The organism is Streptococcus oralis (assembly GCF_006175905.1).
Lineage (GTDB): Bacteria > Bacillota > Bacilli > Lactobacillales > Streptococcaceae > Streptococcus > Streptococcus oralis_BG.
Genome location: NZ_SSNB01000003.1, coordinates 340,979 through 366,283, shown reverse-complemented (window position 1 = coordinate 366,283; position 25,305 = coordinate 340,979). Strand labels below are relative to the sequence as shown.

Genomic DNA, 25,305 nt, shown 5'->3' with positions numbered 1-25,305 from the left:
GATTTTATAGATAATGTTCTGCGACAGTTGCATCTCCAGGATAGGCTTCTTTCACTCCATTGACGATCTGGTAGCAATCAGCTCCCTTACCTGCAATAATCACAGCATCGAGTGCTTGGTCTGTGATGGCCAATGCTGCTTGGATGGCTTGTTCGCGATCGGCAATCTTTTCAACAGGATGATTGATGTAGCTGCTGATTTCTTCAGCAATGGCCATTGGATCTTCATAGTTGGGGTCATCAGCTGTGAGAAAGACTTGAATCTCAGGATGTTGATTGAGGAGGAGACCAAAGTCTTTGCGACGGCTTTCACCCTTGTTTCCAGTCGAACCGAGAACCAGGGCAATCTTTCCAGTTTGATGGGTTTCAACAACAGAAATCAGTTTTTTCAGACTATCACCATTGTGGGCATAGTCGATGAAGACCTTGGCTCCATTTTTCTGAGTGAGAACTTCCATACGTCCAGGAACGCGGGTTGCAGCGATCCCTTTTTTGATGTCCTCCAGACTGGCACCTAGACGAAGACAGGCAAGTCCTGCAGCAACGGCATTTTCTTGATTGAAGTGACCTATGAGTTGGATATCATAATCACCAGCGAGTTTACCTGTAGCTGAAAAGCTAAAGGCTTTGGAGTTCTCGATTTGGTTACTTGACTGGCTACCATAGAAGTCATGCTCTTGATCTTCCACTTGTTCTTTCAATACAGAAAAGTGGTCCATGTCGCTATTAATGACAACTGCTCGGCTATTTTTCATCAAGAGACGTTTGTGGTAGAAATAATCTTCAAAGCTTGGATGCTCAATTGGTCCGATATGGTCAGGAGTGATGTTAAGAAAGACACCTACATCAAAGGTCAGACCATAGACTCGATGAACAAGATAGGCTTGGCTAGAGACTTCCATTACAAGATGGGTTCTACCATTCTTAACAGCCTGAGCCATCATGTCGAAGAGATCGATATTTTCAGGCGTTGAGAAGGAAGATTTAAAGAAGGTCTCGCCATCCAGAGTTGTGTTCATAGTTGACAAGAGAGCTGTTGGGTAGCGTTGAGATAGGATGTGGTAAGCAAAGTACGCTGCTGTTGTCTTTCCTTTTGTCCCTGTGAAAGCGAGAATTTTAAGTTTTTCTTGTGGATTGCCATAGAATTCCATCGCAATCAAACTCATGGCTTTTTTGATATCGTTCACAATGATGACGGGGATACCGATCTCGTAGTCCTTTTCTGCGACATACCAAGCTAAGCCTTGCGTTATAGCGGATAGGAGGTATTCTTTTTTAAATGCAGCACCTTTTGCAAAAAAAAGAGTCCCTTCTTTTACTTTTCTGCTGTCATAACTGATGCTGTCAAAAACAACTTCACTGTAGTTGTAGTGGTAATGACCTTGGTCAATAATCTCGCGAAAAAGGCCATCTTTCTTTAAAATATCTAATACGGTTTCAATCTTAATCATACTTTCTATTATAAACTTCACGCCCGAATTTTACAAGTAACAAGGAAAAGTTTATAATGGAAGATAAGGAACTTTTCCTAGTTATCAAAATTGAATGAGGAAGCTATGTCTAACGAAAACAATCACCAGCAAGCCCAGATGTTGCGAGGGACTGCTTGGCTAACAGCTAGTAACTTTATTAGTCGCCTCCTTGGTGCTATCTACATTATTCCCTGGTATATCTGGATGGGGACCTATGCTGCCAAGGCAAATGGACTCTTTACCATGGGCTATAATATTTACGCCTGGTTCTTGCTGATTTCGACAGCGGGTATCCCAGTTGCGGTCGCCAAACAAGTGGCTAAATACAATACCATGCGAGAAGAAGAGCATAGCTTTGCCTTAATTCGGAGTTTCCTAAGCTTTATGACGGGCTTAGGCTTAGTCTTTGCCTTGGTCTTGTATCTCTTTTCTCCCTGGTTAGCAGATTTATCAGGTGTGGGGAAAGACCTGATTCCTATCATGCAGAGTTTGGCATGGGCGGTCTTGATTTTCCCATCTATGAGTGTCATTCGAGGTTTCTTCCAAGGGATGAATAACCTCAAACCCTATGCTATGAGTCAAATCGCCGAGCAGGTGATCCGTGTTATCTGGATGTTGATGGCAACCTTCTTCATTATGAAGATGGGTTCTGGTGACTACTTATCAGCCGTTACTCAGTCAACCTTTGCAGCCTTTGTGGGGATGGTGGCAAGTTTTGCAGTTTTGATCTACTTCCTTGCTCAAGAAGGTTTGCTTAAAAGAGTCTTTGAAACACGGGATAAAATCAATAGTAAGCGACTCTTAGTCGATACGATCAAGGAAGCCATTCCCTTTATCCTGACAGGATCAGCCATTCAACTCTTCCAGATTTTAGACCAGATGACCTTTATCAATAGTATGAAGTGGTTTACCAACTACAGTAATGAAGACTTGGTTGTCATGTTTTCTTATTTCTCTGCCAATCCGAATAAAATTACTATGATTTTAATCTCTGTGGGAGTTTCAATTGGGAGTGTTGGTTTGCCACTGTTGACGGAGAACTATGTAAAAGGTGACTTGTCAGCGGCGGCTCGCCTAGTACAAGATAGCCTTACCATGCTCTTCTTATTTCTACTACCTGCAACAGTTGGAGTGGTTATGGTAGGGGAGCCTCTTTATACAGTCTTTTACGGTAAGCCAGATAGTCTGGCCATGGGTTTATTTGTCTTTGCAGTTTTGCAGTCTACTATCCTAGGCTTGTATATGGTCTTGTCTCCTATGCTTCAGGCTATGTTCCGAAACCGCAAGGCAGTTCTTTACTTCATCTATGGTTCCATTGCTAAGATCGTCTTGCAATTGCCAACCATTGCTATTTTCCATAGCTACGGTCCTTTGATTTCAACGACTATCGGTTTGATTATTCCGAATGTCCTGATGTACCGAGACATCTGCCAGGTAACGGGTGCTCGTCGAAAGATTATCTTGAAGCGAACCATTTTGATTACCATCTTGACCCTTGTCATGTTTATCCTAGTTGGCTTCTTGCAGTGGCTACTCGGTTTTGTCTTCCAGCCAAGTGGACGTTTCTGGAGTTTCCTTTATGTGGCTCTCATCGGAGGTCTTGGAGGAGGTCTGTATGGTTTGATGAGCCTACGGACACGACTCTTGGATAAGATAATTGGTAAAACTCAAGCAGACCGACTACGTACACGATTGAAAATATCGTAAAAAGATTTATAAATAAAAGTAATGAATTTAACCTTTCTTTAACAGAAAGGTTTTTATACTACATTTTTCTTAAAAAAAGAGAACTTTTTCTAAAATCAAGAGCAAAAAATATGCTTTTTTAAGGTTTTCTTCAGAAATTACTTGACTAAATAAAACTAAAGCTGTATAATAAGACAAAACTTTTAAACAGGAGGTTCTGGAAATGAAAAAGTCTAAGGCCAAGTATCTGACACTTGCAAGTGTCGTGTTAAGCGCAGGTATCTTACTGAGCGCATGTGGAAATTCAAGTAGCGCTACTAAAACATATAACTATGTTTATTCGAGCGATCCATCTAGTTTGAACTATCTTGCAGAAAACCGTGCAACAACCAATGACATCGTGACCAATTTGGTGGATGGGTTGATGGAAAATGACCAATACGGTAACTATGTTCCATCGTTGGCAGAGGATTGGACTGTTTCTCAGGACGGTTTGACCTATACTTACAAATTGCGTAAGGATGCAAAATGGTATACTTATGAGGGTGAAGAATACGCCCCTGTAACGGCCCAAGACTTTGTGACAGGTTTGAAATATGCTGCTGATAAAAAATCCGAAGCCTTGTACCTGGTTCAAGACTCGGTAGCAGGTTTGGATGACTATATCAACGGGAAAACAACTGACTTTTCAACTGTCGGTGTTAAGGCGATTGACGACCAAACGGTTCAGTACACTTTGACACGTCCAGAATCTTATTGGAATTCTAAAACAACTTCAACCATTCTCTTCCCTGTCAATGCAGATTTCTTAAAATCAAAAGGGGATGACTTTGGTAAGGTAGACCCTTCTAGTATTTTGTACAGTGGACCTTTCTTGATGAAATCTTTTGTTTCAAAATCTGTTATCGAATACAAGAAAAATCCAAATTACTGGGATGCTAAAAATGTCTTTGTGGACGATGTGAAATTGACTTACTATGACGGTAGTGACCAGGATGCCCTAGCACGTAACTTTGTAGAAGGAGTATACAGCTACGCGCGTCTCTACCCAAATAGCTCAAGCTTTGAAGGCATTAAAGAGAAGAACAAGGATAATATCATCTATAGTATGCAAAACGCAACTTCTTATTACTTGAACTTCAACTTGGATAGAAAATCTTATAATTTCACGTCTAAAACATCAGATATCGAAAAGAAATCAACCCAAGAAGCAGTTCTGAATAAAAACTTCCGTCAAGCCTTCAACTATGCTTATAACCGTACAGCCTATGGAGCACAATCTCAAGGGGAGGACGGAGCAACGAAGATTATTCGTAACTTGGTTGTACCTCCAACATTTGTAAGTATCAACGGAAAAGACTTTGGCGATGTTGTTTCAGAAAAGATGGTCAACTATGGTCAAGAATGGCAAGGAATCAATTTTGCAGATGCGCAAGATCCATACTACAATCCTGACAAGGCTAAGGCTAAATTTGCAGAAGCTAAGAAAGAATTGGAAGCTAAGGGTGTGCAATTCCCAATCCACTTGGATGTATCTGTTGACCAATCAGCTAAAAAAGGTGTACTTGAAGCAAGTTCTTTGAAACAATCCATCGAATCTGTTCTAGGAGCTGAGAATGTGGTTATCGATATCCAACAGCTATCAACAGATGACTTTGACAACTCTAGCTACCTAGCTCAAACTGCAGCTCAAAAAGACTTTGATATCTATAATGGCGGTTGGAGTGCGGACTACTTGGATCCATCAAGTTATCTTGATATCTTAAATGTCAATAACGGTGGTATGTTGCAAAACATTGGTCTAGAACCAGGTGAGGTCAATGACAAGGCTAAGGCAGTTGGTCTGGATACTTACACTCAAATGCTAGAAGAAGCGAACAAGGAGCAAGAACCAGCAAAACGTTATGAAAAATATGCTGAAATTCAAGCTTGGCTCGTTGATAGCGCCCTTGCAATTCCAAACGTTTCTCAGGGTGGAACACCGACCTTAAGAAAGACAGTTCCATTCTCATCGCCATTCTCACAAGCTGGAAATAAGGGTGTCGAATCATACAAGTACCTCAAGTTACAAGATAAGACTGTAACGGCTGATGAGTATGAAAAAGCGAAAGAAAAATGGCTAAAAGAAAAAGAAGAATCAAATAAAAAAGCCCAAGAAGAACTGGCAAAACACGTTAAATAACCAGTCTATTCAACAGGATAAACGATAGTTTCTTAGGAAACTATCGTTTTTGTATAGTTTGAAACTATAACTAGCTCTTGAAAAGAAGAAAATGACTTGATGCAAATAAGTGGTACAATAGTTACTATAGATTTGGAGGTATTGTATGAGCAAAGAACGACACATTAACACAATTCTGGCCCAGGCGGGTATCAAGTCAGATGAAGCGACAGGTGCCTTGGTGACACCGCTTCATTTTTCAACCACTTATCAGCATCCAGAGTTCGGTCAATCTACGGGATTTGACTACACGCGTACTAAAAATCCAACTCGCAGTAAGGCGGAGGAGGTCTTGGCTGCAATCGAATCAGCAGATTATGCCCTAGCGACAAGCTCAGGTATGGCTGCGATTGTACTGGCCTTTAGTGTCTTTCCAGTAGGGAGTAAAGTATTGGCTGTTCGTGACCTTTATGGGGGCTCTTTCCGTTGGTTCAACCAAGTGGAGCAGGAAGGCCGTTTCCATTTTACCTATGCCAATACAGAAGAAGAGCTGATCGCAGAGTTAGAGAAAGATGTGGATGTTCTTTATATTGAAACACCAACTAATCCCTTGATGTTGGAATTTGATATTGCCAAACTAGCCAAACTAGCTCATGCCAAGGGTGCCAAGGTAGTGGTGGACAATACCTTCTACAGTCCGATTTACCAACGACCGATTGAAGATGGTGCAGATATCGTTCTTCATTCAGCTACCAAGTATTTAGCAGGGCACAATGATGTCTTGGCTGGGGTGGTTGTGACTAATAGTTTAGAACTATATGAACAACTTTTCTATAATCTCAATACGACAGGTGCGGTCTTATCACCGTTTGATAGTTATCAGTTGATTCGTGGTCTTAAAACTCTACCTCTTCGTATGGAGCGTTCTACAGCCAATGCCCAAGAAGTGGTTGCCTTTTTGAAGGATTCACCTGCTGTCAAGGAAGTGCTCTATACTGGACGTGGGGGTATGATTTCGTTTAAAGTAGTGGATGAAAAACGTATTCCTCATATTTTAAATAGCCTCAAGGTCTTTTCATTTGCGGAAAGTTTGGGTGGGGTAGAGAGTCTGATCACCTATCCGACAACTCAAACCCATGCGGATATTCCAGCAGAAGTGCGCCATTCCTATGGCTTAACAGATGACCTCTTGCGTTTATCCATTGGGATTGAGGATGCTAGAGATTTGATTGCGGACTTGCGCCAAGCTTTGGAAGGATAAGATAGATATGGGAAAATATGATTTTACAAGCCTGCCCAATCGTTTGGGACACCATACTTATAAATGGAAAGAAGCGGAAGCTGATCGCGATGTTCTACCAGCCTGGATAGCAGATATGGACTTTGTGGTTTTGCCTGAGGTTCGACAAGCTGTACAAGCCTACGCAGATCAGTTGGTCTATGGCTATACCTATGCTAGTGATGCTTTGATTGAATCGGTTCAGGACTGGGAAGTCAGTCAACACGGGTATCACTTTGACAAGGATACCCTCGTCTTTATAGAGGGAGTGGTACCAGCTATTTCAACAGCTATTCAAGCCTTTACAAAAGAGGGAGAGGCTGTTCTGATTAACACACCGGTCTATCCACCTTTTGCCCGCAGTGTCAAACTGAACAATCGCAGATTGATTACCAATTCTTTGGTGGAAAAGGATGGGCTGTTTGAGATTGACTTTGATCAGTTGGAGAAGGAATTGGTGGAAGAGGATGTGAAGCTTTATATCCTTTGCAATCCCCACAATCCTGGTGGACGTGTTTGGGAAAAGGAAGTGTTAGAAAAGATTGGGCATCTCTGCCAAAAACATGGTGTTTTGTTGGTTTCAGATGAGATTCACCAAGATTTGGCCCTCTTTGGTCACAAACACCAGTCTTTTAATACCATTGATCCAGACTTTAAAAACTTTGCCCTTATCTTGAGCAGTGCCACTAAAACCTTTAATATTGCTGGAACGAAAAATTCCTATGCTGTCATTGAAAATCCAAAGCTTCGAGTTGCATTCCAGAAACGCCAGTTGGCCAATAACCAGCATGAAATTTCAGGCTTGGGGTATTTGGCGACAGAAGCTGCCTACCGTTATGGTAAGGACTGGTTAGGAGACTTAAAAGAAGTCATCGAGGACCACATTAACTATGTAGTGGATTTTTTGGGCAACGAAACCAAGATTAAGGTCATGAAACCACAAGGTACCTACTTGATCTGGCTTGATTTTTCAGCCTATGACCTAACGGATGATCGCTTGCAAGAGCTTTTGAAGAATGAAGCCAAGGTCATCTTGAACAGAGGTTTGGACTTTGGGGAGGAGGGAACTCTTCATGCCCGCCTCAATGTTGCTATGCCTAAAACACTTTTGGAAGAAGTTTGCCAACGCATCGTGACCACTTTTGCTACACTTTAAAAATCGAGCCTTCTAGGAGAAAAGTCTTCCTAGAAGGCTATTTTCATAGGGGAAAATGTGGTATAATGAAAAGATAAGATAAAGGGGTAACTATGGCTAAATTGATTCCAGGAAAGTTGCGCATGGAGGGTGTTTCCCTCTATGAGACAGGCAACATTGAGATTATCAAGGAAAAAGGGAATCGCCTCTATACTCGTGTGGCGGGAGAAGACTTGCGCTACAGTTTAGAGGATGATCTGGTTTTTTGTGCTTGCGATTTTTTCCAAAAAAGAGGTTACTGTGTTCACCTCGCAGCGCTCGAGCATTATCTGAAGAATGATGAAGAAGGCCAGGTGATCTTACGAGCCTTAGAAAAAGGACATGAAGAGCAAGAAGAGGTCGAAACCAAGGTTAGTATTGGTGGAAGTTTTTTGGAGCGCGTTCAACCTCAAAAACGAGAAAAGACTTATACTTTGTCGTCTCAAGGCCAGGTAGAAGCTGGAACCAATCGCCTCCTTTGGACTCTCCGAATCGGTTTAGTTGATAGTCAAAAATATTATGTCATTCGTGACATCCCACTCTTTTTGAAGGTTTTAGTCCTTCGAAAATCATATATGATTGGGAAACACTATGAAAATGACTTGTCTTGGGAGGCTTTTGATATAGCTAGTCAAGATGTTCTTACTTTTTTATGTGGCTTGATTGAGGAGGGACTCAGTCAGGAACTCTTTTTCCCCAATCAAGGTCGTCACCTCTTTTTCCCTCTGACCTTTTTTGAACAGGGAGTGGAGTTGCTGATGAATTTGGAAGATTTTCATTTTGAGCACCAGATTACTAGTTATGAAAATCTTCTCTTTCATGATTTAGATCCTGATGCAGGACTTTTCTCTTTTTCTGTGCAGGAGTATCCCGATTATTTTGAGATGGAGATTTCTGAAAGTGAGCGAGTCAACGTATTTTATGGGGGAGCGGTTCTCTTTCATAAGGGGAATCTTTATCTCCTAAATCCTAAACAAATCAGCCTTCTAAAGGAACTCAAGGAGCTCCCTCAGGAGGGAAGAGGGAGGAAATGCCTCCAATTTGACAACAGTGATCGTGACCGCTTGGCAGCCTGTTTGCCTTTGTTTGGGCAGCTGGGCAAGATTTCTGCTCCAGAACGTTTACAAATACGAACCTTTTCACCGATTTTTTACTTTGATAAGGAGAAGGATGGTCGTATCCGCTTGGATATCGAGTTTGATTATGGAGATCTTAAGGTGACTAGTCAGCAACAGCTGGAACAATTACCATTTTCAAGTGATGCCGTCTTGGAAAACCAGCTATTTCAAGTCTGTTTAGGAGCTGGTTTTGAGGCTGATTTTCAGTCTTGGAGACAGGCTTTGAAGCCAGAGGCAGTTTATTCTTTCTTTCACCATACGATTCCAGCTTTTGAGAAATTGGGTCAGGTTTTCTTGTCTGATGAAATGAATCAGCTATACAGTGTCCAAGCTCCTCAGGTTCAGATTGAGTCCAAGGGAGGACTGTTGGAGATTCAGTTTGATTTCCAAGGGATTGCCCAAAAAGAGATTGATCAAGCTCTCAAAGCACTGACTAGCAATCAGGATTTCTATATCAGTTCTTCTGACCAAGTATACTTTTTTGATGAGGAAACCAAGCAGATTCGTCAAAATTTGCAGGAACTGGGAGTTGAGCTAAAAGATGGTTCTTTTCAAGCTCGAAAATCTCTAGCTTATAGCCTTTCTCAGCTTTTTGAAGGTCGAGACAGGATTTCCTTCTCGGAAGAATTTCAGCATTTAGCTCATGATTTGACTCATCCAGAGGACTTTCCTTTGGGAGATATACGGGTGCAGGCGAGCTTGAGAGACTATCAGGAAAAGGGAGTCCGTTGGCTCCAGATGCTTCATCACTATGGTTTTGGTGGCATTCTGGCAGATGATATGGGACTGGGAAAAACACTGCAAACTATTGCTTTTTTGACCAGTCAGGTGACAGAAGATAGTCGGGTCTTGATTTTAGCGCCGTCAGGTTTAATCTACAACTGGGCAGATGAATTTAGAAAATTTGCCCCACAGTTGGATTTGGCTGTCGTTCATGGTTTGAAAGCGAATCGAGAAGCAATTCTTTCTGAAAATCACCAAATCTATGTGACTAGCTATGCCACCTTTCGTCAAGACAGCGAGCTTTATCAAGAGATGGCTTTTGATTTTCTCTTCTTAGATGAAGCCCAGGTCATGAAAAATGCTCAGACCAAGATCGCTCAGAGTTTGCGCCAGTTTGTGGTGCCAGCAGTCTTTGCTTTGTCAGGTACGCCTATCGAAAATCATTTAGGAGAGTTGTGGTCTATCTTCCAAATTGTGCTTCCAGGGCTCTTGCCAAGTAAAAAGGAGTTTATGAAATTACCGGCTGACCGAGTCGCGCAGTTTATCAAGCCTTTCGTCATGAGGCGTAAGAAAGAAGAAGTCCTAACAGAACTACCTGACCTGATCGAAGTCGTCTATAAAAATGAACTGGAAGACCAACAGAAGGCTATCTATCTCGCCCAGTTGCTACAGATGCGAGACCGCCTAGCGCAAGTGACAGATCAAGAATTCCAGAGAAGTCGGGTAGAAATCTTATCTGGCCTCATGCGATTGCGCCAAATCTGCGATACGCCAGCACTCTTCATGGACGATTACCAAGGAGCCAGTGGTAAACTCGATAGTCTCCGAGATTTATTGCTACAAGTGGCTGATGGTGGGCATCGAGTCTTGATTTTCTCACAATTCAAAGGAATGTTGGAAAAAATCGAGAAAGAACTCCCAGACTTGGGCTTGACTTCCTTCAAAATCACAGGTTCAACTCCTGCTCATGACAGACAGGAGATGACCAAGGCCTTTAACCAAGGAGAAAGAGATGCCTTTCTCATCTCTCTGAAGGCGGGTGGTGTTGGTCTTAATCTAACGGGAGCTGATACGGTTATTTTGGTTGACCTTTGGTGGAATCCGGCTGTCGAAGCTCAGGCTATCGGACGAGCCCACCGCATGGGGCAGGAGCAGATGGTCGAGGTCTATCGTTTGATTACCAAGGGGACCATTGAAGAAAAGATCCAAGAACTTCAAGAACAAAAGAAACATTTGGTTTCCCAAGTTTTAGATGGTACAGAGTCGCGTGCCAGTCTCAGTCTGGCAGAAATTCGTGAAATTTTGGGAATTTCTGAAGCCAGCACTTGAAAAATCAAGACAATACGCTATAATGAAGTGTTGAAAGGAAATACAAAATGAAACAAGATCGATTTCCATTGGTGTCAGATGATGAGATCATGCTGACCAAAATGCCAGTCATGGACTTGTACGATGAGTCAGACTTTATTAGCAATATCAAAGGTGATTACCGTGATAAGAACTATTTAGAATGGTCTCCTATCAATGAGGAAGAAACCGTAGTTTCTCCAGTGGTTAATAAGGAGTCGAAGCCAAGCCCAGAACCTAAAAAAGTTGAAAAAACGTATGCTGAATTGGCTCGAGAAGAGGCGCGTGCGGACTTGAAGAAGAAACGTTCAGCCAAGTATTTGACTCAGGATGTTAGTCATACTAGACGACACAATGGTTCAACACTTGTTCGTCAAGGAAACCAACCAACAGCACCATTTCAAAAGGAAAATCCAGGTGAGCTTGCCAAATTTAGTAAAAACTTGAGCCAGTCTCACTATATCTTAGCTGAGGAGGTTGGCCAAATGGCGAACCCAACTCCGAAAGTCCAAACGGGAAAAGCTAACAAGAACAACTATGATTTTCTAAAGAAGAGTCAAATCTATAATAAAAAGAATAAGCAAACGGAACAGGAACGTCAGGTTGCCCAAGAGTTGAATCTGACAAGAATTACTGAGTAGGGGAGAAAAGCATGTCAAAAACATATCATTTTATTGGAATCAAGGGATCAGGGATGAGTGCCCTAGCCTTGATGTTGCACCAAATGGGACACAAGGTTCAAGGTTCAGACGTTGAAAAATACTACTTTACTCAACGTGGACTAGAGCAGGCAGGGATTGCCATTCTTCCTTTTGATGAAAAGAACCTACAAGGTGATGTGGAGATTATCGCGGGAAACGCCTTCCGTCCAGATAACAACGTTGAAATCGCCTATGCGAACCAAAATGGCATCAGCTATAAACGTTATCACGAATTCCTCGGTAGCTTTATGCGCGACTTTGTCAGCATGGGAGTGGCAGGAGCACATGGAAAAACTTCAACGACAGGTATGCTGTCACACGTCTTGTCTCACATCACAGACACCAGCTTCTTGATTGGTGACGGGACAGGTCGTGGTTCAGCCAATGCCAAATATTTTGTCTTTGAATCAGACGAATATGAGCGTCACTTCATGCCTTACCACCCAGAATACTCTATCATCACCAACATTGACTTTGACCATCCAGACTACTTTACAAGTCTAGAGGATGTTTTCAATGCCTTTAACGACTATGCCAAACAAATTACCAAAGGTTTGTTTGTATACGGTGAGGATGCTGAGTTGCGTAAGATCACAGCCAATGCGCCAATCTATTACTATGGGTTTGAAGCTGAAGGCAATGACTTTGTAGCTAGTGACCTCCTTCGTTCAACAACTGGTTCGACCTTTACAGTTCATTTCCGTGGTCAAGAATTGGGTCAATTCCACATTCCAACCTTTGGTCGTCACAATATCATGAATGCGACAGCTGTTATTGGTCTTCTTTACACAGCTGGCTTTGATTTGAACTTGGTCCGTGAACACTTGAAAACTTTTGCAGGTGTTAAGCGTCGTTTCACTGAAAAAATTGTCAATGATACAGTGATCATTGATGACTTTGCCCACCATCCAACAGAAATCATTGCAACCTTGGATGCAGCTCGTCAGAAATACCCAAGCAAGGAAATCGTGGCAATCTTCCAACCGCATACCTTTACAAGAACCATTGCCTTGTTGGACGAATTTGCCCATGCATTGAATCAAGCAGACGCCGTCTACCTAGCGCAAATCTATGGATCAGCTCGTGAAGTGGACCATGGTGATGTCAAAGTAGAAGACTTAGCCAATAAGATCAACAAGAAACACCAGGTTATCACTGTTGAAAATGTTTCACCACTCCTAGACTATGACAATGCTGTTTACGTCTTTATGGGTGCAGGAGACATCCAAACCTATGAATATTCATTTGAACGTCTCTTGTCTAACTTGACAAGCAACGTCCAATAAGGAAAATAGATGGAAATTCCAATCACAATAAGGCAAGCTATCCTATCAGATTTAGAAGAAATGTTGGCGATTGAAGAAGCCAATCCTACATCAGAAGAGGCATTTAGCCGCCAATCCTTAGAAGAGAGTATCCGCAAGACTGCGGGTACCTTTCTTGTAGCTGGGGATGAAAATCAGCTCCTAGGCTATGTTTTAGGAGAAGCTCAGTATCTTCATCCCAAGTGGATAGAAATAAAATCATTGACCATTCATCCTGACCATTGGGGACAGGGGTTGGGAACTCTTCTTCTTGCAGCCTTGAAACAGGTGACAGTCGAACTAGATTATCAAGGTATTCTTTTGCAAAGTCCTGATGAGTTGCTATCATATTTTGAAATGAATGGCTTTGTTGAAGAAGAAATGACAGAAAGTCATTATGGCAGTGGTTCTGAATGGTATCTGACTTGGGCTAATCCCTTTTATCAGGAGGAAATATGAAAATCAGACAAGCAAGATTTTCGGATTTAGATCGGATTATAGAGATAGAGCTAGAGAATTTTTCCCTTGAGGAGGCCATTCCTCGTTCGGTCTTTGAGGCGCATTTGCAGGAAATTCAGACCAGTTTTCTGGTAGCTGAAAAAGAGGGGCATATTCTTGGTTATATCGAAGGTCCAGTCGTCCCACACCGCCATCTCCAAGATCAGTCCTTTACAGAAGAAATAAAAGACTATAGCCATCAACCTGGAGGTTATATTTCTGTGACTTGCCTATCTATTGCCAAGGAAGCACAAGCTTTGGGGGTAGGGAAAAGACTATTAAAGGCTCTGAAAGAAGTCGCTTTAGAACATGAGCGAGAGGGCATTAACTTGACGTGTCATGATTACCTTATCTCCTATTACGAAAAGCACGGCTTTGTTAATGAAGGAATATCCCAGTCAAACTTTGCTGGGGAAACATGGTATGATATGGTCTGGCAGCCGAAAAATAAAGAAAACTAGCTAGGGAATGCCCTAGTTGGTTGCTTTTCTGCGACTTTTAAGATATAATATTAGGGATTGTCAACAAGGAGGTAATGCTTTTGACTGAAAAATCAAGAGAAGAAGAAAAATTAAGCTTTAAAGAGCAGATTCTACGTGATTTAGAAAGAGTAAAAGAACAAGATAGAAGAGAGAAAGAAGTAGAGATTCCAAATCTGACGGCTTCATCATCTCAAGCTAGTTCAGCAACTCCTTCAAATTTTGAACCAGAAACATCAACAGAAGAGTTGATGGCTGATTCCCTATCTGTTGTCGATAAAATCCTAAAGAATGCACCAAGTGTTCCTCCACTTTCAAGTGCTAGAACTGATGAAACGGATGGACAAGAAGAGAAAGAGATTAGACAGCCAATCATTGATAAGATTGAAGTTGTAGAATCTGAAGAACCTCTAGTAGAGCCGATTCATCTGGCTGAAGAACCTGTAGTGGAACCTGTTCAACCTAAGGTAGAACCAGTTGAGCTTAAACCCCAAGAAAAAGAATTTAACGATACTCCGACTAAGGTAGTCGTAACCTATAAAACAGAAGATAAGAAAGAGGAAATCACCCCAGGAATGCCTGAAAGAGTTGAGCCTGTTTCTACAGAATCTAGCAGTGGATTAGCTGATGCTCCACGTCGTAGTCGTCGTCAAGGTGAAACATCAACTAAGAAAAAGAAAAAATCAAAAGCCAAAGGTTGCCTAGTAACAGTTTTAGCTCTCCTAGTACTCGTTGCAGTTGGTGGTTACTTTGGTTATGGTTATGTGCAAGATTCTTTGAAACCTGTGGATGCGAGCTCTAAGGATTACGTAACGGTTCAAATCCCAGACGGTGCAAATGTTCAAGAAATTGGAAGCACTTTGGAAAAATCTGGTTTGGTTAAACATGGACTTATCTTTAGCCTTTATGCTAAATACTATAGCCATGCTAACTTGAAGTCAGGTTATTACAACTTGAAGAAGAGTATGAGTACGGATGAGTTGATTCAAGAATTGCAAAAAGGTGGGACTCCTGAAGCTCAGGCACCTGTTCTTGCAAACTTGACAATTCCAGAAGGCTATACATTAGAGCAAATCGCTCAAACAGTAGGACAACTTCAAGGTGAATTTAAAGAACCTCTTACTGCGGACACTTTCTTGGCAAAAGCTCAAGATGAGACCTTTATCTCACAATTAGTAGCCAAGTATCCAAACCTACTTGGAAGTCTTCCAACAAAAGATAGTGGCGTTCGTTATCGTCTTGAAGGCTACCTTTTCCCAGCGACCTATACGATCAAAGACAGTACAACTGTTGAAAGTTTGATTGATGAGATGGTAGCTGCTATGGATAAGGCTATGTCACCATATTACGATACAATCAAAGAAAAGAATCTGACAGTTAATGAATTGCTCAGCATTGCTTCTCTTGTCGAAAAAGAAGGTGCTAAGACCGAGGACCGCAAGAAAATCGCAGGTGTCTTCTATAACCGCTTGAATGCCGGTATGCCACTTCAAAGTAATATCGCTATCCTATATGCTCAAGGAAAACTTGGTCAAAAGATTAGTTTAGCAGATGACGCTGGAATTGATACAACGATTGATTCACCATACAATGTTTACACACACCTTGGCCTCATGCCTGGACCAGTTGATAGTCCAAGTCTGGATGCTATTGAAGCAAGTGTAAATCAGACAAAGAGTGAATACTTGTACTTTGTAGCCAATGTAGAAGATGGTAAAGTATACTTTGCAACAACAAAAGAAGAACATGACCAAAACGTTGCAGAGCATATCAATAGCAAATTACCCCAATCAAGTAGTTCAAACTAAAATTATGTGGTTTTCCACATAATTTTGTTTTAAAAACCTAATAGAAAAAGAAAGTTGAGAAAAATGGCAGAAAAAACTTACCCAATGACCCTTGAAGAAAAGGAAAAACTAGAAAAAGAATTAGAGGAGTTGAAACTCGTCCGTCGTCCCGAAGTCGTAGAGCGTATCAAGATTGCTCGTTCCTATGGAGACCTTTCAGAAAATAGTGAGTATGAAGCAGCGAAAGATGAACAAGCTTTTGTTGAAGGACAAATTTCAAGTCTAGAAACAAAAATTCGTTATGCTGAAATTGTTAATAGCGATGCAGTTGCCCAAGATGAGGTAGCAATCGGTAAAACAGTAACAATCCAAGAAGTCGGTGAAGACGAAGAAGAGGTCTACATCATCGTCGGTTCTGCAGGTGCAGATGCTTTTGCTGGTAAAGTCTCAAATGAAAGTCCGATTGGCCGTGCTCTAATTGGCAAGAAGACTGGTGATACTGCAACGATTGAAACACCAGTTGGTAGCTATAATGTCAAAATCTTAAAGGTTGAGAAAACAGCCTAAATAGGATGGAAAAGGAGTAGTGAAGGTTTTGCCTTGCTCAACTCCTTTTTGGTTTTTTGGATAAAAAGGAGACTATATGAGTGAAAATAAGAAGAAAAATAAAATGGAGCGTGGTTTAACCAATCGCCATGTTCAGGTGATGGCCATTGCGGGAACAATCGGAACAGGACTTTTCCTAGGTGCTGGTCGCTCTATCAGCCTTACAGGACCTTCTATCATTCTGATTTACATGATTACAGGGGCCTTTATGTTTTTGATGATGAGGGCTGTTGGGGAGATGCTGTATCAGGATCCCGAACAACATACCTTTATCAACTTTATCACCCGTCATTTGGGGAAAGGCTGGGGGTATTTCTCGGTTTGGTCTTATTGGTTGTCTGTTGTCTTTATCGGTATGGCAGAAATCACTGCCATCTCAGACTATGTCCGCTTCTGGTTCCCTACCTGGCCTAGCTGGCTGATTCAGCTTGTCTTTTTAACGATTTTGGCTTTGGTCAACCTGATTGCAGTTAAGCTTTTTGGAGAAGTCGAGTTTTGGTTTGCTATGGTTAAGATTGTGGCTATTTTAGCTATGATTGCAACAGGTGTCTTTATGGTCTTGACAGGATTTGAAACACCATATGGTGCTGCAAGTCTGGCAAATATCAGCAATCAATTCTCTCTTTTCCCAAATGGAGTTATGAACTTTGTCATGGCCTTTCAAATGGTATTTTTTGCCTATCTGATGATTGAGTTTATCGGGGTGACAACTTCTGAAACAAAGAACCCTCGTCAGGTCTTACCTAAAGCTGTTAAGGAAATTCCTCTCAGAATTATCTTCTTCTATGGGGGTGCTCTCATTGCGATTATGGCCATTATTCCTTGGTCTTATCTTAATTCTTCAGATTCTCCATTTGTAACGGTTTTTGAACTGGCAGGGATCAAGTGGGCAGCGGCTCTAATCAACTTTGTTGTCTTGACCTCAGCAGCGTCTGCGCTTAACTCAACTCTCTACTCAACAGGGAGACACTTATATCAGATTGCCCATGATTCGCCAAATCGTTTCTTAAAGGCCATCAAGGTCGATACCCTTTCTCGCCACAATGTTCCACAAAATGCCATCATTGCCTCAGCGATCTTGATTGCTCTCGCTGCCTTTATCAATGTGCTACCAGGTGTTTCAGATGCCTTTGCTTTGATCACCGCATCCTCATCAGGTGTTTACATCGCGATTTATATCTTGATAATGGTGGCCCATCTCAAATACCGCAAGTCACAAGATTTCATGGCTGATGGCTACCTCATGCCTCAGTATCGCTTGCTTAATCCCCTAACCATTCTCTTTTTTGTCTTTGTTTTTGTGACTCTCTTTTTGCAAGAGTCCACTTTCATGGGGGCAGTTGGTTCTGCTATCTGGATCTTTGTTTTTGGGATTTATAGTCAGTGGAAATTTAGAAAATAGATTAAAGACTCATCAACTCTGTTTGGTGAGTTTTTCTAGTTTGACAGTCCATCGAAATAAGACTATAATCAAGCTGTAGTAGTTTATTAGGAGGTTTGGATGTACGTTAGATTGGAAAATAAGAAATCGCTTAAAGCGCAAGAAATAGGGAATTTGATTCGTGCTTATAATCGTTCTAAAAGAGAAGAGGCTGAAAGTAAGCCACTGAACCTTTATGTTGAAGACGAAAAGGGCAATCTCATGGCGGGCTTAGTAGCTGAGACTTTCGGAAATTGGTTGGAAATCGAATATTTATTTGTGAAAGAGGAATTACGGGGACAAGGAATCGGTTCAAAACTATTGCAGCGAGCAGAAAATGAAGCCAAGAAACGAAACTGTCGTTTTGCTTTCGTGAACACTTACCAGTTTCAAGCGCCAGATTTTTATCTAAGTCATGGCTACAAGGAAGTCTTTACCTTGCAAGACTATCCCTATACAGGACAAAGATACTATTACCAAAAAGATTTGTAAGCTATTACTCTGCGAAAATCAAATGCAAACCACGTCAGCGTCACCTTAACGTGTGTATGTTACTGACTTCGTCAGTTCTATCTACGACCTCAAAGCTGTGCTTTGAGCAACCTGCGACTAGTTTCCTAGTTTGCTCTTTGATTTTCATTGAGTATTACTTTTAGGATAGGGGAATCACTTCCTGATGACATCATCAAGCGCTAATATGCCAGACGACTATTACATGACATTAATCTGTTAGTACAAGACGATATAGTTAAACAATGGATACAAGACAACTATTCCAAGTTTAATTATCATGAGGATTCTTTACTTGTGAAATTTGTACATAAGCTAGGTTTACTGATTGATGATGAAATCAGTAAATGATGTTTTTCTCTGCTTGAAGAAAATCCGACTATTGTTGAGTTGGACACGGGCTGATCCAAAAGATCTAAATTTTAACAAAGTGTATATGAGAATTCATAGACGCAGTGCTTTATTGATATCTAAATTCGCTTTATAAAAGCTTTTTAGATATCTAATAAACTGTGCGGGGGTGACTCTGAAAAATCGATTTCTACGAAATCACGATTTTTGAGTCACTCCCTAAAATACTTAGGAGTTTTTAAAATAAAATATATTTTTCTCTTGACATGGAACGCGTTCCAGCTGATATCATTAACTCATAATAAGAAAATGAGGTAATTTTTTATGAATATCAAGCGTGTTTTTTTAGATATGGACGGAACATTATTGAATAGTCAAGGTGAGGTTAGTTTAACCAATGCTGAACTCATTCGAAATGCCGGACTGCCAGTGACTCTAGTTTCAGCTCGTGCACCTATGGAAATGCGTGAAGCGATTGAAACCCTTGGTTTGAAGGGATTACAAATAGGGTTTAACGGCGGTCTCATTTATGAAATGAGAGATGGTAATGTCAAACCAATCCGTGTACAACCCCTAGCTCAAAATGAAGTTCAAGAGTTATTGACCTATATACGCAAGCAATTTCCAACTGTTAGCATGTCTTATTATGACCTTAATAACTGGTACTGTGATAGAATAGATGAAGGTATTCGTTATGAACACAACCTAACTCACCAACAGCTAACTTTTATCACAGATGAGGCTAAGTTTCTTAAACCAACCATCAATATTTTTAAAATAATGCTGATTTCTTTTAGTGAATCCGAGATGCAAACGCTTGAATCGACTTTGCGTAGTCTTGATATGAAGAATATCACTATACAACGTTCTGGAAAAGCCTATCTAGAGATTACGCATGCTAAAGCTAAGAAATCTATCGGCATTGACTACATTTTTGAGAAAGAAAAACTAAGGAAAGAAGAAACCGCAGCATTTGGTGACGGACACAATGATCTACCGATGTTTGAACGAGTTGCTTATCCGATTGTCATGGAAAATGCTTCGGATGACATCAAGACAGTTGCCTACCGAATTACAAAATCTAACGATAAAGATGGCGTCGGCTATGGTATGAAGAAATTTTTGAAAAAAAGGTAAATTATTTTATAGTAGTGGAGGGAACAATATGGTAAGCATTCGAGAAATTGCAAAGAAAGCAGGTGTTGCTGTGTCGACAGTATCCCGTGTTCTCAATGACCATCCCCATGTGGCAACTACTACTCGGACTAAGGTCAAAAACATTATAGACGAACTAGGATATGTTCCAAATCAAGTCGCACGTGACCTTAGTCGTGGAAAGACTTACAAGATAGGCGTTGTCATCCCTCATACGAGGCACCCCTATTTTACCCAACTAATCAATGGACTCTTAGATAGTGCCCAAAGCAGTGACTATCAGCTTCTCTTTATGCCATCAAACTACCAAGAAAACTTGGAAAAAGACTACTTAGAACAATTACGACGCCAGGCAGTTGATGGCTTAATTTTTACTTCTAGAGCTGTTCCTCTATCTGAAATTGAAGCCTATCGCCAATATGGACCGATTGTCTTGACAGAACCTTTATCAGAAGCTAGCACACTCTCTTCGGTTTATATTGACCGGACACCAGCCTATCTTTCACTTTTTCAATACCTAAAGGATAGAGATTTTTATGAAATAGCACTCCTTTTTTCTAGAAATAATGAAACTTCTGCTACCTATCAGGAAGCTATTAAATCCTATCAAGCAATCTATGGAGACAGGACAACTGTCACTTTTGGTAACATTCATAGCTATCATGACGGTTATGAGATAGGTAAAATCTTAGCAAATAATACTAAAATACAAGCGGTTCTAGCTACTAGCGACGACATTGCCGCTGGAATCAAACAAGCCTATACCGATATCAAAAAAAACAGCCCTCTCCTCATTGGTCAGGAAAATCAATTGACAAGTCAATTCTTAGGAATAATAACCATCGACCACAAGGCATACCAACTAGGACAAATGCTCTTTCAAAAAGCTTTGACAGACGAGACAGAGCAAATCCATTATTCCTCCGAGGTTATCTGGAGATAAAGATTTTGGTAAATTTAAATATAGAAATTTAGAGGGTTTATACTCAATGAAAATCAAAAAGCAAACTAGAAAGCTAGCCGCAGGTTGCTCAAAACACCGTTTTGAGGTTGTAGATAAGACTGACGAAGTCAGTAACCATACCTACGGTAAGGCGAAGCTGACGTGGTTTGAAGAGATTTTCGAAGAGTATTATCAATCAAGGAACAACTTCAAGTTCCTATTAAGGGATTTGGTAACATTCTCAAATTAAAATAAAACTACTCATATTTGAGATGGGGACTAGTCTATTTTATGGTGTTAATTGGTGTCAATTTTATCCAAATTGATGGATATAATATTGGATATGGGCAATGTTTAATGAGATTCTCGATCAGGACCAGTTAGAATCTAGAAAGTGTGTCTTTCTAGACGATATTGAGGACAATACAATGGCAGCTGAGAAAATGGGCATCAAGACCTATCAGGTCAAGAAAAGAAGTGATGTCATCGATATTCTGAAATCCTATATTTAAAGGTAACACTCTCTATTATTTTGTGGTAGAGGGTTTTTTGTTAATAAAATATTACAAAATGACATTTATATATTGCATTAAGTTAGATATATGGTATAATGTTTTTTAAAAGAAGCGCAACTTTTTAAAAATGTGAAGGAGGAAACAAGTGGCTAAAAATTTAAAGTTAAAACTAGCTCGTGTGGAGCTTGATATGACACAGGGTGATTTGGCAGAAGCTGTGGGAGTTACTAGGCAGACTATAGGCTTGATAGAAGCAGGGAAATATAATCCTAGTCTCTCCCTCTGCCAGTCCATTTGCAGATGCTTAGGAAAAACATTAGACCAACTATTTTGGGAGGAAGAAGATGAAAAATAGATTTTATTATTATCAATTATTAGACGAAAGAGAAGAGCAACTGATCAACAAAGCTGGGATAGAGTCTTTTCATGTGTTTATCGGGCTCATTCTGCTAAGTTATTTGGTTGCAGTATTAGCACCTGCTCTTTTTAATCCTAATATTCTTCTGGTTACCCTTTTATTAGGAATTTTCTTCTTTTTCAATCGTGCACGACAACTTGGAGTGACTTACTATAGTCGTTTTCATTTTACAATTGTAGGGTGTTTGCTGGTAACTCTCGCTATTACGACTCTCTTGATGTTGGAGAATTATCAATTCAACATAGAAATTTACCAGCACAACCCTTTGAACGTTAAATACTTATCTGCTTGGGTGATTACTTATCTGATCTACCTTCCTTGGGTTTTTATCGGTAATCTTGGTCTTAAGAGCTATGGAGAATGGGCTCAAAAAAAGTTTGAGCAAGATATGGACGAACTTGAGAGTGGGAATTAGCTTGTTAAGTTTTTATCAATCTTGAAAAAATGTGTTATAATAGTACTAATTTATCAGATGGTAGGAAAGCGACTAAAGGCTTTCATAGCTTACAAACAAGGAAGAAGGAAAACAAATGTATCCAGATGATAGTTTGACATTGCACACGGACTTGTACCAGATCAACATGATGCAAGTTTACTTTGACCAAGGAATTCACAATAAGAAGGCGGTTTTTGAGGTCTATTTCCGTCAGCAACCGTTTAACAACGGCTATGCGGTTTTTGCTGGTTTGGAAAGAATTGTACATTATCTTAAAGACTTGCGCTTTTCAGATAGCGATATTGCCTACTTGGAGTCGCTTGGCTATCATGGGGCATTCTTAGACTACCTCCGCAATCTTAAGTTGGAGTTGACGGTTCGTTCTGCCCAAGAAGGGGACTTGGTTTTTGCTAATGAGCCAATTGTTCAAGTTGAAGGCCCTCTAGCCCAATGCCAGTTGGTCGAAACGGCTCTCTTAAACATCGTTAACTTTCAAACCTTGATAGCGACCAAGGCAGCACGTATTCGTTCGGTTATCGAAGATGAACCCTTGATGGAGTTCGGGACACGTCGTGCACAAGAAATGGATGCGGCTATTTGGGGAACACGCGCAGCTGTGATTGGTGGCGCTAATGGAACCAGCAATGTGCGTGCCGGGAAGCTCTTTGGTATTCCAGTCTTGGGGACTCATGCCCATGCCTTGGTACAGGTCTATGGGAACGACTATAAGGCCTTTAAGGCCTATGCGTCAACCCATCGTGACTGTGTCTTTCTAGTAGATACATATGATACGCTTCGCATCGGTGTGCCAGCTGCTATTCAGGTTGCTCGTGAACTGGGAGACAAGATTAATTTTAAAGGCGTTCGTATCGACTCAGGGGATATAGCCTATATATCCAAGAAAGTTCGCCAACAGTTAGATGAGGCTGGATATCCAGATGCCAAAATTTACGCTTCCAATGACCTCGATGAAAATACCATCCTTAACCTCAAAATGCAACACGCTAAGATTGACGTTTGGGGGGTGGGTACCAAGCTGATTACAGCCTATGATCAGCCAGCTCTTGGGGCAGTTTATAAGATTGTGGCTATCGAAGATGAAACTGGTAAGATGCGCAATACCATCAAGCTTTCAAGCAATGCTGAAAAAGTATCGACCCCAGGTAAGAAGCAGGTATGGCGCATCACCAGTCGTGAAAAAGGCAAGTCAGAAGGTGACTACATTACTTATGATGGTGTGGATGTGAGTGACATGACAGAAATCAAAATGTTCCATCCGACCTATACTTATATCAAAAAGACCGTTCGTAATTTTGATGCCGTTCCTCTCTTGGTTGATATTTTCAAAGCAGGAACATTAGTTTACAACCTGCCTAGTTTGACTGAGATTCAAGCCTATGCTCGTAAGGAATTTGACAAGCTATGGGATGAGTATAAACGGGTTCTCAATCCGCAACATTACCCGGTAGACTTGGCGCGTGATATTTGGCAAGATAAGATGGACTTGATTGATAAGATGCGCAAAGAAGCCCTTGGTGAAGGAGAAGAAGAATGAGTTTGCAAGAGACTATTATCCAGCAACTAGGGGTTAAACCAGTGATTGATGCCCAGGAAGAAATTCGTCGTTCAATTGATTTCTTAAAGAGATACTTGAAAAAACACCCCTTCCTTAAAACCTTTGTACTAGGGATTTCTGGGGGTCAGGACTCAACCTTGGCAGGGCGCTTGGCGCAATTAGCTATGGAAGAAATGCGAGCAGAAACTGGAGATGACAGCTACAAATTTATCGCTGTTCGGCTCCCTTATGGAGTCCAAGCTGACGAAGAGGATGCTCAAAAAGCCCTTGCTTTCATCCAACCAGATGTCAGTGTGGTGGTGAATATCAAGGAATCAGCTGATGCTATGACAGTTGCAGTTGAAGCGACAGGTAGTCCTGTTTCAGACTTCAACAAGGGCAATATCAAGGCTCGTTGTCGTATGATTGCTCAGTATGCGCTAGCAGGAGCACATAGCGGAGCTGTTATTGGGACAGACCACGCCGCGGAAAACATCACAGGTTTCTTTACTAAGTTTGGTGACGGCGGTGCGGATATTCTCCCTCTATACCGACTCAATAAACGCCAAGGGAAACAACTTTTGAAAGAGCTTGGCGCAGATCCTACCCTCTATGAAAAAGTACCCATCGCAGACCTTGAGGAAGATAAGCCGGGCTTGGCTGACGAAGTCGCTCTTGGAGTCACTTATGCAGAAATTGATGACTACCTAGAAGGCAAAACCATCAGCTCAGAAGCCCGAGCAACCATCGAAAACTGGTGGCATAAAGGCCAACACAAACGCCACCTACCAATCACCGTTTTTGATGACTTTTGGGAGTAAAAAGGTCCGGGGGACCTTTTTAGCTTCTTGCCTTGAAACTCGAGAGCAAGAATAACCTCCAGTGGAGGTTTTTAACCTGAGCCTAGAAATAAGAAAGCGAAGAAGGTCCGGGGACTTTTTTAGCTTAAGCCTTAAGCTTAGAAAGCGAGGTAACATCATGAAAGCAATCGGTACGCAAACCTTACAGACAGATCGTTTAATTTTGAGACGATTTGTGGAGAGTGATGCGGAAGCTATGTTTCAAAATTGGGCTTCATCTGCTGAGAATCTGGCCTATGTCACCTGGGATCCTCATCCTGATGTTGAGGTGACTCGAAACTCGATTCGAAATTGGGTTGCTTCCTATGTCAATCCCAACTATTACAAATGGGCCATTTGTCTCAAAGAAAACCCAGAGCAAGTGATAGGGGATATTAGCATCGTTGCAATGGATAAGAACGATTCTTCTTGTGAAATTGGCTATATTTTAGGAAAAAATTATTGGGGTCGTGGTATGATGACGGAGGCCTTGAAAGCTGTCTTAGACTTCTGTTTTACTCGAGCAGGATTTCAAAAGGTCAGAGCAAGATATGCCAGTCTCAACCCAGCTTCTGGTCGTGTGATGAAAAAGGTGGGGATGTCCTATCTTAAAACGGTTGCCAATGGTGTGGAGAGAAAAGACTACGTTGCGGATCTTATTTATTATCAGATAAGCAGGGAAGATAGGTGATTTTCTTTTCTGTTTCTATCAAAGTCAGACCTTGTCTGGCTTTTTTTGTGCCAGATTTCTAAATAAACTGATTAAATTCCTATTTTTGCCTATCATTGTCCCTGTTTTTTCTGGAGTTTTGGGGATATAATAGACCTA

Annotated in this window: 22 protein-coding genes; 21 read left to right on the top strand and 1 reads right to left on the bottom strand. The window is 41.2% G+C overall.

What is annotated here, in order from left to right; translation table 11 throughout:
* Window positions 1-4 precede the first annotated feature (4 nt).
* Complete coding sequence (locus E7Y33_RS07515; protein WP_139690117.1) at window positions 5-1,450, bottom strand: UDP-N-acetylmuramoyl-L-alanyl-D-glutamate--L-lysine ligase; 1,446 nt, start codon at window positions 1,448-1,450, stop codon at window positions 5-7.
* Between the two features lie 105 nt (window positions 1,451-1,555).
* Between E7Y33_RS07515 and E7Y33_RS07510 the strand changes: the two genes are divergently transcribed.
* The 21 genes from E7Y33_RS07510 (at window position 1,556) to E7Y33_RS07410 (ending at window position 25,167) form a co-directional block, all read left to right on the top strand.
* Window positions 1,556-3,178, top strand: coding sequence for a putative polysaccharide biosynthesis protein (locus tag E7Y33_RS07510; RefSeq protein ID WP_007521333.1), 1,623 nt, complete (start codon window positions 1,556-1,558; stop codon window positions 3,176-3,178).
* Between the two features lie 202 nt (window positions 3,179-3,380).
* Entirely contained in the window at window positions 3,381-5,339 is a 1,959-nt protein-coding gene (locus tag E7Y33_RS07505) for a peptide ABC transporter substrate-binding protein (protein WP_139690116.1), read from the top strand.
* Between the two features lie 145 nt (window positions 5,340-5,484).
* Window positions 5,485-6,579 (top strand): cystathionine gamma-synthase, encoded by a 1,095-nt coding sequence (locus tag E7Y33_RS07500; protein ID WP_139690115.1) that lies wholly within the window; start codon window positions 5,485-5,487, stop codon window positions 6,577-6,579.
* 7 nt (window positions 6,580-6,586) lie between these two features.
* A complete protein-coding gene (locus E7Y33_RS07495) occupies window positions 6,587-7,753 on the top strand; it encodes a MalY/PatB family protein (protein WP_139690114.1) in 1,167 nt (388 codons plus the stop codon).
* Between the two features lie 92 nt (window positions 7,754-7,845).
* Window positions 7,846-10,941 (top strand): pilus expression-regulating Snf2 family helicase, encoded by a 3,096-nt coding sequence (locus tag E7Y33_RS07490; RefSeq protein WP_139690113.1) that lies wholly within the window; start codon window positions 7,846-7,848, stop codon window positions 10,939-10,941.
* Window positions 10,942-10,988: 47 nt separating this feature from the next.
* Complete coding sequence (locus E7Y33_RS07485) at window positions 10,989-11,600, top strand: divisome accessory protein ZapJ (protein WP_007521341.1); 612 nt, start codon at window positions 10,989-10,991, stop codon at window positions 11,598-11,600.
* A gap of 11 nt (window positions 11,601-11,611) precedes the next feature.
* Entirely contained in the window at window positions 11,612-12,946 is a 1,335-nt protein-coding gene (murC, locus tag E7Y33_RS07480) for a UDP-N-acetylmuramate--L-alanine ligase (RefSeq protein ID WP_139690112.1), read from the top strand.
* Window positions 12,947-12,955: 9 nt separating this feature from the next.
* Window positions 12,956-13,423: a GNAT family N-acetyltransferase gene (locus E7Y33_RS07475; protein ID WP_007521345.1), complete on the top strand. Its 468-nt coding sequence runs from the start codon at window positions 12,956-12,958 to the stop codon at window positions 13,421-13,423.
* Entirely contained in the window at window positions 13,420-13,923 is a 504-nt protein-coding gene (locus E7Y33_RS07470; RefSeq protein WP_139690111.1) for a GNAT family N-acetyltransferase, read from the top strand. Before E7Y33_RS07475 ends, E7Y33_RS07470 begins: the two co-directional genes overlap by 4 nt.
* Before the next feature lie 74 nt (window positions 13,924-13,997).
* Entirely contained in the window at window positions 13,998-15,749 is a 1,752-nt protein-coding gene (gene mltG / locus E7Y33_RS07465; RefSeq protein ID WP_139690110.1) for an endolytic transglycosylase MltG, read from the top strand.
* A 63-nt stretch (window positions 15,750-15,812) separates the two neighbouring features.
* On the top strand, window positions 15,813-16,295 hold the full coding sequence (gene greA, locus E7Y33_RS07460; RefSeq protein WP_139690109.1) for a transcription elongation factor GreA: 483 nt from the start codon (window positions 15,813-15,815) through the stop codon (window positions 16,293-16,295).
* 76 nt (window positions 16,296-16,371) lie between these two features.
* Complete coding sequence (locus E7Y33_RS07455; protein ID WP_161976054.1) at window positions 16,372-17,736, top strand: amino acid permease; 1,365 nt, start codon at window positions 16,372-16,374, stop codon at window positions 17,734-17,736.
* 99 nt (window positions 17,737-17,835) lie between these two features.
* A complete protein-coding gene (locus E7Y33_RS07450; protein ID WP_139690108.1) occupies window positions 17,836-18,246 on the top strand; it encodes a GNAT family N-acetyltransferase in 411 nt (136 codons plus the stop codon).
* A gap of 693 nt (window positions 18,247-18,939) precedes the next feature.
* Window positions 18,940-19,752: an HAD family hydrolase gene (locus E7Y33_RS07445; protein WP_139690107.1), complete on the top strand. Its 813-nt coding sequence runs from the start codon at window positions 18,940-18,942 to the stop codon at window positions 19,750-19,752.
* Between the two features lie 28 nt (window positions 19,753-19,780).
* Entirely contained in the window at window positions 19,781-20,713 is a 933-nt protein-coding gene (locus E7Y33_RS07440; protein ID WP_139690106.1) for a LacI family DNA-binding transcriptional regulator, read from the top strand.
* Window positions 20,714-21,063: 350 nt separating this feature from the next.
* Window positions 21,064-21,225 (top strand): HAD family hydrolase, encoded by a 162-nt coding sequence (locus E7Y33_RS09475; protein ID WP_202612949.1) that lies wholly within the window; start codon window positions 21,064-21,066, stop codon window positions 21,223-21,225.
* Window positions 21,226-21,373: 148 nt separating this feature from the next.
* A complete protein-coding gene (locus E7Y33_RS07430; protein ID WP_001107501.1) occupies window positions 21,374-21,583 on the top strand; it encodes a helix-turn-helix transcriptional regulator in 210 nt (69 codons plus the stop codon).
* A complete protein-coding gene (locus E7Y33_RS07425) occupies window positions 21,573-22,061 on the top strand; it encodes a DUF6773 family protein (protein ID WP_139690104.1) in 489 nt (162 codons plus the stop codon). The genes E7Y33_RS07430 and E7Y33_RS07425 overlap by 11 nt, the downstream gene beginning before the upstream one ends.
* Window positions 22,062-22,176: 115 nt before the next feature.
* On the top strand, window positions 22,177-23,637 hold the full coding sequence (locus tag E7Y33_RS07420) for a nicotinate phosphoribosyltransferase (RefSeq protein WP_139690103.1): 1,461 nt from the start codon (window positions 22,177-22,179) through the stop codon (window positions 23,635-23,637).
* A complete protein-coding gene (nadE, locus tag E7Y33_RS07415) occupies window positions 23,634-24,458 on the top strand; it encodes an ammonia-dependent NAD(+) synthetase (RefSeq protein WP_139690102.1) in 825 nt (274 codons plus the stop codon). Before E7Y33_RS07420 ends, nadE begins: the two co-directional genes overlap by 4 nt.
* 157 nt (window positions 24,459-24,615) lie before the next feature.
* Window positions 24,616-25,167, top strand: coding sequence for a GNAT family N-acetyltransferase (locus E7Y33_RS07410; protein WP_139690101.1), 552 nt, complete (start codon window positions 24,616-24,618; stop codon window positions 25,165-25,167).
* The last annotated feature ends 138 nt before the right edge of the window (window positions 25,168-25,305 follow it).

Excerpts from the sequence above, each read along its gene's own strand:
- E7Y33_RS07515 (WP_139690117.1), bottom strand. The coding sequence starts at position 1,450 with ATGATTAAGATTGAAACCGTATTAGATATTTTAAAGAAAGATGGCCTT.
- E7Y33_RS07510 (WP_007521333.1), top strand. The coding sequence starts at position 1,556 with ATGTCTAACGAAAACAATCACCAGCAAGCCCAGATGTTGCGAGGGACT.
- E7Y33_RS07505 (WP_139690116.1), top strand. The coding sequence starts at position 3,381 with ATGAAAAAGTCTAAGGCCAAGTATCTGACACTTGCAAGTGTCGTGTTA.
- E7Y33_RS07500 (WP_139690115.1), top strand. The coding sequence starts at position 5,485 with ATGAGCAAAGAACGACACATTAACACAATTCTGGCCCAGGCGGGTATC.
- E7Y33_RS07495 (WP_139690114.1), top strand. The coding sequence starts at position 6,587 with ATGGGAAAATATGATTTTACAAGCCTGCCCAATCGTTTGGGACACCAT.
- E7Y33_RS07490 (WP_139690113.1), top strand. The coding sequence starts at position 7,846 with ATGGCTAAATTGATTCCAGGAAAGTTGCGCATGGAGGGTGTTTCCCTC.
- E7Y33_RS07485 (WP_007521341.1), top strand. The coding sequence starts at position 10,989 with ATGAAACAAGATCGATTTCCATTGGTGTCAGATGATGAGATCATGCTG.
- murC (WP_139690112.1), top strand. The coding sequence starts at position 11,612 with ATGTCAAAAACATATCATTTTATTGGAATCAAGGGATCAGGGATGAGT.
- E7Y33_RS07475 (WP_007521345.1), top strand. The coding sequence starts at position 12,956 with ATGGAAATTCCAATCACAATAAGGCAAGCTATCCTATCAGATTTAGAA.
- E7Y33_RS07470 (WP_139690111.1), top strand. The coding sequence starts at position 13,420 with ATGAAAATCAGACAAGCAAGATTTTCGGATTTAGATCGGATTATAGAG.
- mltG (WP_139690110.1), top strand. The coding sequence starts at position 13,998 with ATGCTTTTGACTGAAAAATCAAGAGAAGAAGAAAAATTAAGCTTTAAA.
- greA (WP_139690109.1), top strand. The coding sequence starts at position 15,813 with ATGGCAGAAAAAACTTACCCAATGACCCTTGAAGAAAAGGAAAAACTA.
- E7Y33_RS07455 (WP_161976054.1), top strand. The coding sequence starts at position 16,372 with ATGAGTGAAAATAAGAAGAAAAATAAAATGGAGCGTGGTTTAACCAAT.
- E7Y33_RS07450 (WP_139690108.1), top strand. The coding sequence starts at position 17,836 with ATGTACGTTAGATTGGAAAATAAGAAATCGCTTAAAGCGCAAGAAATA.
- E7Y33_RS07445 (WP_139690107.1), top strand. The coding sequence starts at position 18,940 with ATGAATATCAAGCGTGTTTTTTTAGATATGGACGGAACATTATTGAAT.
- E7Y33_RS07440 (WP_139690106.1), top strand. The coding sequence starts at position 19,781 with ATGGTAAGCATTCGAGAAATTGCAAAGAAAGCAGGTGTTGCTGTGTCG.
- E7Y33_RS09475 (WP_202612949.1), top strand. The coding sequence starts at position 21,064 with ATGTTTAATGAGATTCTCGATCAGGACCAGTTAGAATCTAGAAAGTGT.
- E7Y33_RS07425 (WP_139690104.1), top strand. The coding sequence starts at position 21,573 with ATGAAAAATAGATTTTATTATTATCAATTATTAGACGAAAGAGAAGAG.
- E7Y33_RS07420 (WP_139690103.1), top strand. The coding sequence starts at position 22,177 with ATGTATCCAGATGATAGTTTGACATTGCACACGGACTTGTACCAGATC.
- nadE (WP_139690102.1), top strand. The coding sequence starts at position 23,634 with ATGAGTTTGCAAGAGACTATTATCCAGCAACTAGGGGTTAAACCAGTG.
- E7Y33_RS07410 (WP_139690101.1), top strand. The coding sequence starts at position 24,616 with ATGAAAGCAATCGGTACGCAAACCTTACAGACAGATCGTTTAATTTTG.